Origin of the sequence: Streptomyces sp. NPDC006265, from assembly GCF_040613555.1 — a bacterium.
In the GTDB taxonomy this organism is placed as follows: Bacteria; Actinomycetota; Actinomycetes; order Streptomycetales; family Streptomycetaceae; genus Streptomyces.
In genome coordinates this window covers 1-4,059 of sequence record NZ_JBEXSH010000825.1, presented here as the reverse complement: position 1 = coordinate 4,059, position 4,059 = coordinate 1, and the positions used below count along the sequence as shown (strand labels likewise).

The 4,059-nt window shown below is 69.7% G+C and carries 2 protein-coding genes; both read left to right on the top strand.

Annotated elements, in window-relative coordinates:
* The first annotated feature begins 295 nt into the window (after positions 1-295).
* Positions 296-2,251 carry an acetate--CoA ligase gene (acs, locus tag ABZ281_RS40790; protein ID WP_356663020.1) on the top strand — a complete coding sequence of 652 codons (1,956 nt, stop codon included), beginning with the start codon at positions 296-298 and terminating at the stop codon, positions 2,249-2,251.
* Positions 2,252-2,448: 197 nt separating this feature from the next.
* Entirely contained in the window at positions 2,449-3,885 is a 1,437-nt protein-coding gene (gene nhaA / locus ABZ281_RS40785; RefSeq protein WP_356663019.1) for a Na+/H+ antiporter NhaA, read from the top strand.
* Positions 3,886-4,059: the final 174 nt, after the last annotated feature.

Sequence of the window (4,059 nt, the reverse complement as noted above, 5' to 3'; positions counted from 1 at the left end):
GAAGCCGATGCAGCAGACGGCGAGCAGCGGGCCGACGACGTGGCCGATGAGGTGCCCGGCGATCGCTGCGGCGGCGATCGCGACAAGGTCCCAGGGCCGGGCGGCGCGCGGGGTGACGGGCAGCACACGCACTGAACTTTCCCTGGTCGGCGTCCGTGGGTACGGATGACCCCGGTCCCCGACAGCACCGCCCGACAGGTCTAAACCAATCGGCGGTCGGCCCTTGTCATCGCACCCCCGGGTCTGATGAGCTGTGGCCTGGGACACAACGGACACCCTGGGAAAGGCAGATGCCGTGAGCAATGAAAGCCTGGCCAACCTCTTGAAGGAGGAGCGACGCTTCGCGCCCGCCGCCGACCTGGCCGCGAACGCCAATGTCACCGCGGAGGCGTATGAACAGGCCAAGGCTGACAGGCTCGGCTTCTGGGCCGAGCAGGCCCGTCGGCTGACCTGGGCCAAGGAGCCCACCGAGACGCTGGACTGGTCGAACCCGCCGTTCGCCAAGTGGTTCAAGGACGGCGAGCTCAACGTCGCCTACAACTGCGTCGACCGCCATGTGGAGGCCGGCCACGGCGACCGGGTCGCCATCCACTTCGAGGGCGAGCCGGGCGACAGCCGCGCGATCACCTACGCCGAGCTCAAGGACGAGGTCTCCAAGGCCGCCAACGCCCTGCTGGAGCTGGGAGTCCAGGCGGGCGACCGGGTCGCCGTCTACATGCCGATGATCCCCGAGACGGCGATCGCGATGCTGGCCTGCGCCCGGATCGGCGCCGCCCACTCGGTCGTCTTCGGCGGCTTCTCCTCGGACGCGCTCGCCACACGCATCCAGGACGCCGACGCGCGCGTGATCATCACCTCCGACGGCGGCTACCGGCGCGGCAAGCCGTCCGCGCTGAAGCCGGCCGTGGACGAGGCCGTCGAGAAGGCGGGCATCGTCGAGCACGTCCTGGTCGTGCGCCGCACGGGCCAGGAGGTCGCCTTCACCGAGGGCCGCGACGTGTGGTGGCACGACCTGGTGGGACGGCAGAGCGCGGAGCACACCCCGCAGGCGTTCGACGCGGAGCACCCGCTGTTCATCCTCTACACCTCGGGCACCACGGGTAAGCCGAAGGGCATCCTGCACACCTCCGGCGGCTACCTCACGCAGACCGCCTACACCCACCACGCCGTCTTCGACCTCAAGCCGGAGACCGACGTCTACTGGTGCACCGCCGACGTCGGCTGGGTCACCGGCCACTCGTACATCGTCTACGGGCCGCTGGCGAACGGCGCGACGCAGGTCATGTACGAGGGCACACCCGACACCCCGCACCAGGGCCGCTTCTGGGAGATCGTGCAGAAGTACGGCGTGACGATCCTCTACACCGCGCCGACCGCGATCCGCACGTTCATGAAGTGGGGCGACGACATCCCCGCCAAGTTCGACCTGTCCAGCCTGCGGGTGCTGGGCTCGGTGGGCGAGCCGATCAACCCCGAGGCGTGGATCTGGTACCGCAAGAACATCGGCGGCGACCGCACCCCGGTCGTCGACACCTGGTGGCAGACCGAGACCGGCTCGATGATGATCACCCCGTTGCCGGGCGTGACCGCCACCAAGCCCGGCTCCGCGCAGACGCCGCTGCCCGGCATCTCCGCCACGGTCGTCGACGACGAGGCGAACGAGGTGCCGAACGGCGGTGGCGGCTACCTGGTGCTGACCGAGCCGTGGCCGTCGATGCTGCGCACCATCTGGGGCGACGACCAGCGCTTCATCGACACGTACTGGTCGCGCTTCGAGGGCAAGTACTTCGCCGGTGACGGCGCCAAGAAGGACGACGACGGCGACATCTGGCTGCTCGGCCGGGTCGACGACGTCATGCTGGTCTCCGGGCACAACATCTCCACCACCGAGGTCGAGTCGGCGCTCGTCTCGCACCCCTCGGTCGCCGAGGCGGCCGTGGTCGGCGCGGCGGACGAGACGACCGGGCAGGCCATCGTCGCGTTCGTGATCCTGCGCGGCACGGCCTCGGAGACCGAGACCCTGGTCGCCGAGCTGCGCACGCACGTCGGCAACACCCTCGGCCCGATCGCCAAGCCGAAGCGGATCCTGCCGGTGGCCGAGCTGCCCAAGACCCGCTCCGGCAAGATCATGCGCCGGCTGCTGCGGGACGTCGCCGAGAACCGTCAGCTGGGTGACGTCACCACGCTGACCGACTCCACGGTCATGGACCTCATCCAGGCCAAGCTGCCCGCCGCGTCCAGCGAGGACTGATCAAGGCCCGGGCATAGCGGCACGGACGGAGGGCACCCGGCACACAACGCGTCGGGTGCCCTCGCGGCAAGCAGATGAAGATCGCCGGATGCGTCCACTCGCACGCTTAGCTAAACTAATCAAACAATTGCTCCATGGTGCGCCGGGAAGTCTGGTCGGCAAGCGTTCAGCCATGCCCACCGACCGGAGGTCTCCTCGTGCCCGCGCCCCACCCCAGCAGCCCGCGCAAGGTCCTCGGACGACTGTCGCTCCCCGAGCGGACCTACGTCGCGGACACGCTGCGCACCGAGACGGTCGGTGGTGTGCTGCTGCTCGCCGCCGCAGTCACCGCACTGCTCTGGGCGAACATCCCCGCACTGCGCGACAGCTACGAGAGCGTCTCCCACTTCCACCTGGGCCCCGCCGCCCTCGGCCTCGACCTGTCGATCGCGCATTGGGCCGCCGACGGGCTGCTGGCGATCTTCTTCTTCGTCGCCGGAATCGAGCTCAAGCGCGAACTCGTCGCGGGCGACCTACGCGACCCGAAGGCCGCCGCGCTCCCGGTCGTCGCCGCGCTCTGCGGCATGGCCGCACCGGCGCTCGTCTACACCGTCACCGCCGTGGCCGGTGGGGGCTCCCTGGCCGGCTGGGCCGTGCCGACCGCCACCGACATCGCCTTCGCGCTCGCCGTGCTCGCCGTCATCGGCACCTCCCTGCCGAGCGCGCTGCGGGCCTTCCTGCTCACGCTCGCCGTCGTCGACGATCTCTTCGCGATCCTGATCATCGCCGTGTTCTTCACCGCCGACCTGAACTTCGCCGCGCTCGGCGGCGCCGTCGCCGGTCTGGTGCTCTTCTGGCTGCTGCTGCGCAAGGGCGTACGCGGCTGGTACGTGTACGTGCCGCTCGCCCTCGTCGTCTGGGCGCTGATGTACAACAGCGGCATCCACGCCACCATCGCCGGTGTCGCCATGGGCCTGATGCTGCGCTGCCACCGCCACGAGGGCGAGGACCACTCCCCCGGCGAGCGCATCGAGCACCTCGTGCGGCCCCTGTCGGCGGGGCTGGCCGTCCCGCTGTTCGCCCTCTTCAGTGCCGGTGTCGCCATCTCCGGCGGGGCTCTCGCCGACGTGTTCACCCGGCCGGAGACCCTCGGTGTCGTCCTCGGGCTCGTGGCCGGCAAGGTGCTCGGCATCTTCGGCGGGACGTGGCTGACGGCCCGTTTCACCAAGGCGTCGCTCAGCGACGACCTCGCCTGGGCGGACGTGCTCGCCGTGGCGACCCTCGCCGGCATCGGCTTCACCGTGTCGCTGCTCATCGGTGAACTCGCTTTCGAGGGCGACCAGACCATGACCAACGAGGTCAAGGCCGCCGTCCTGCTGGGCTCGCTCATCGCCGCGACACTCGCGACCGTCCTGCTGAAGATCCGGAACGCCAAGTACCGCCGCCTGTGGGAGGACGAGGAGCGCGACGAGGACGCCGACGGTGTCCCGGACATCTACGAGGAGGACGACCCGGCCTACCACTTGCGGCTCGCCGCGCTGTACGAGCGCAAGGCCGCCGACCACCGCCGGATCGCCCAGGAGAAGGCAGCAGCGCGCCACGGGCTTGCCGAAGTACCGGGCGGGGCAGGCGAGGACCACCACCGTCCGGCATGATCTGACGAGACGGTACAAAAGACGGGACCGTACGCAGTCATGCCGTGGGGGGGGGGGCGCCGGCGGGCCGGGCGGCGCACAACACCCGCGCCCAGGCGCCGCCGCCCGCCCGGGGGCCTCTCGGCATTCCCACCCAAAAGAAAACAAAAAACAAAAAAAAAAAACAATTTAACA